This window comes from Erwinia sp. MYb416, from assembly GCF_037479575.1.
Lineage (GTDB): Bacteria > Pseudomonadota > Gammaproteobacteria > Enterobacterales > Enterobacteriaceae > Erwinia > Erwinia rhapontici.
In genome coordinates this window covers 1-443 of the sequence record NZ_JBBGYT010000285.1, presented here as the reverse complement: position 1 = coordinate 443, position 443 = coordinate 1, and the positions used below count along the sequence as shown (strand labels likewise).

Annotated in this window: 1 pseudogene; it reads right to left on the bottom strand. The window is 54.0% G+C overall.

The features are described 5' to 3' along the window. A pseudogene (flgK, locus tag WH277_RS02555) lies at positions 1 to 443 on the bottom strand (flagellar hook-associated protein FlgK); the annotation flags it as partial.

Genomic DNA, 443 nt, shown 5'->3' with positions numbered 1-443 from the left:
TTAGTGAGCTGCGTCACAACTGCCGACTGCGTAGCACTGGTGGTTTCCAGCGTATTGGTTTTATTACCGACATTGGCCACCAGGCTGGCATACGCCTGCGTCAGGGTGCTTTTGCCGTTAATCACACTGGCAGTTTGCAGATCCAACAGCTTCTGCGCATTCTCATTGTTACTTGCACCACCGGTCGAGCTGGCCGCAGCCAGTTTGGATTCTTGCGTGACCAGCACGCTCATCCCGCTGACGACATTAGTGACAGGCTGAACGGTAAAGCTGTCTTTGGACGCTGGCAGCTGATCATACGCCACTGAGAGGCCATCGAATGACAGTGTCTTAGCCGTTGCATCAACGGTCACCGTTGATTTGGTGTTATCTGACAGACGGGTTGCCGTCCAGTTAGTGCCGTCATAGCTGACGGTGTAGTTGGAGGCCTGCACCTTGCTAGT